Origin of the sequence: Streptomyces sp. ICN903 (assembly GCF_022015835.1) — a bacterium.
In the GTDB taxonomy this organism is placed as follows: Bacteria; Actinomycetota; Actinomycetes; order Streptomycetales; family Streptomycetaceae; genus Streptomyces; species Streptomyces fenghuangensis.
The window spans coordinates 1-2,051 of the sequence record NZ_JAKMAY010000515.1 but is presented as its reverse complement, the minus strand read 5'-3'; the positions used below and the strand labels follow the sequence as shown (position 1 = coordinate 2,051).

Annotated in this window: 2 protein-coding genes; both read right to left on the bottom strand. The window is 68.4% G+C overall.

Annotation, left to right across the window (positions count from 1 at the left end; all coding sequences use genetic code 11):
• Positions 1-34: 34 nt before the first annotated feature.
• On the bottom strand, positions 35-961 hold the full coding sequence (locus tag L7D48_RS28395) for a carbohydrate ABC transporter permease (protein WP_237883905.1): 927 nt from the start codon (positions 959-961) through the stop codon (positions 35-37).
• Positions 962-979: 18 nt separating this feature from the next.
• Entirely contained in the window at positions 980-1,996 is a 1,017-nt protein-coding gene (locus L7D48_RS28390; protein ID WP_237883903.1) for a carbohydrate ABC transporter permease, read from the bottom strand.
• Between the last annotated feature and the right edge of the window lie 55 nt (positions 1,997-2,051).

Sequence of the window (2,051 nt, the reverse complement as noted above, 5' to 3'; positions counted from 1 at the left end):
GGTCGGGGGTCGGATGGTTGGGACCGGTGCCGTGTCAGCCCTTGACCGCGCCCTGCATGATGCCGCCGACGATCTGCTTGCCGAAGACGACGAACATCGCCAGCAGCGGCAGGGTGCCCAGCAGCGCGCCTGCCATGATGAGCGACTGGTCGCGCACGTATCCCGCGCTGAGCTGGGTCAGGGCGACGGGGATCGTGGGGTTGGTCATGTCGAGCACGATGAACGGCCAGAAGAAGTCGTTCCAGGCGTGCACGAAGGTGATCATGAAGACCACCGCCATCGCCGGGCGGGCGACCGGCAGGACGACGCTCCAGAAGATCCGCAGGCTGTGCGCGCCGTCCACGCGGCCGGCCTCGATGAGCTCGTCGGGCAGCGCCTCCAGCAGGTACTGCCGCATGAAGAACACACCGACGGCGCTGACCAGGGTGGGGAAGATGACGGCGGGCAGCTTCTGTCCCCAGCCCAGCTCGGTCATCATCATGAACAGCGGCACCACGCTCAGTTGCGGCGGCACCATCATCGTGCCGATGACCAGCATCAGCAGGATGTTGCGGCCGCGGAAGCGCAGCTTGGCGAAGGCGAACCCGGCCAGGGTGGCGAAGAGGACGGTGGACAGGGCGATCGTCATGGCGACGATGAAGCTGTTGACCAGCGCCGTGCCCATCGCCGCGTCCTCCCAGGCCGCCGAGAGGTTCTTCAGCAGGTTGGGGCCGGGGAGGAACGGCGGCGGGGTCTGGGAGACCCGGGTGTTGTCGGTGGAGGCCGCCACCATCGTCCAGTACAGCGGGAACAGGGAGAGCAGCGCGGCCAGGGCGAGCAGCGCGTAGGCGACGGGCCCGGCCTTCCGCTGCTGGCCGGCCTTCGGGCGCAGGGACAGCCGGATCCGGCGGCTCGTGGGCGCGACGGTGTCCGCGAGCGGCTCGGGTACGTCCGCCCGGGGGCGGGCGGTGTCGGTGGTCATCGGATTACCGCTCCCTGGTCAGGACGTGCGGGACTTGACGCGCTTGACGACGCGCTGCAGGACGAAGGCGAGGATGAGCAGGAGGAACATCGCCCAGGCGACCGTGGCGGCCCGCCCCATCTCGTAGTTCTTCCAGCCCTCCTCGTACAGCAGCAGGCCGAGCGTCTGGTACTGGTTGTCCGCCCCGCCGCTGACACCGTTCGGCCCCTGGCCGAAGATCAGCGGCTCACCGAAGAGCTGGGTGGCTCCGATGGTGGACAGCACGATGGTGAAGACGATCGTGGAGCGGATGCCGGGGACGGTGACCTTGGTGAACTGCTGCCAGCGCGAGGCGCCGTCGATGGCCGCCGCCTCGTACCGCTCCTGCGGAATGGCCTGCATCGCGGCCAGGTACAGCAGGGCGTTGTAGCCGGTCCAGCGCCAGATGACGATGGAGGAGATCGCGAACTGGGCGGGCCACTTGCTGTTCTCCCAGTCGACGTTGTCGACCCCGAACAGACTCAGGAACCAGTTGATCATTCCGAAGTCGCGCTCGAAGAGCATGGTGAACACCAGGGCGGCGGCGCCGATCGAGGTCGCGTAGGGCGTCAGGGCGGCGACCCGGAAGAACGCCGATCCCTTCAGTTTGTAGTTCAGCAGGTGCGCCAGGCCGAGGGCCATCAGCAGCTGCGGGACGGTGGAGATCACGCCGATGGTGAAGGTGTTCGCCAGCGCGTTCCAGAAGCGGTCGTCCTGCCAGAGCTGCGAGTAGTTCCCGAAGCCCTCCCACTCCATGATGTCCATGGTCGCCAGTTCCACGTCGTGGAGGGAGATCCAGGCCGTGTAGAGCAGCGGGTAGAGGCTGAAGGCGCCGAAGACGACGAAGAAGGGGGCGACGAACGCGTAGGGGGCCGCCTTGATGTCGAAGCGGTGCAGGAGGGTGGTCCACGGCCGCCGGGGACGCGTGCCCTTCGGGTCGTCGGGGCTCTCCTTCGTGGGGCCGGCCGGTCCGCTCTGCGGCCCGCCGAGGCCGGATGCCGGGGTGGAGGTGGCCACGGAGGGCTTCCTTCCTGGGAGTGCTTGGTGGGAGGCGGTGGGGACGGGGCCCCGG

Bases quoted from the DNA above. Each gene is read 5' to 3' on its own strand.
- L7D48_RS28395 (WP_237883905.1), bottom strand. From the start codon at position 961: ATGACCACCGACACCGCCCGCCCCCGGGCGGACGTACCCGAGCCGCTC.